General features: G+C 53.3%; 1 protein-coding gene. It reads right to left on the bottom strand.

Translation table 11 applies throughout. The features are described 5' to 3' along the window. Positions 1-183: hypothetical protein (locus L9G74_RS24095; protein WP_500142670.1), on the bottom strand; the 183-nt coding region annotated here is incomplete at its 3' end. Positions 184-276 lie beyond the last annotated feature (93 nt).

Consider the following 276-nt stretch of genomic DNA (forward strand, 5'->3'; position numbering starts at 1 on the left):
TGCAGTTTCTGCTCCTTGGGGATCTTTGAAAGTCACATATGCAACTTGAGACCACTCATCGCCACTTTGCATCTCCACATGTTCAATGTCTCCTGAAAATGAAAAGAACTCCTTAATGTCTTGCACAGTTGCACTCAGGGAGACATTGGTGACCTTCACAGTCCTCACCGGCTTGACGTCCATGGCGAGGAGGAGGCAGACCAAGACCAAGGAGGGGGAAGTAGAGGAAACTGTAAGCGCGAGGAGGAGGAGCAGCGGCGGCGGCGGAGGTGGAGG

Origin of the sequence: Shewanella electrica, from assembly GCF_022321485.1 — a bacterium.
Lineage (GTDB): Bacteria > Pseudomonadota > Gammaproteobacteria > Enterobacterales > Shewanellaceae > Shewanella > Shewanella electrica.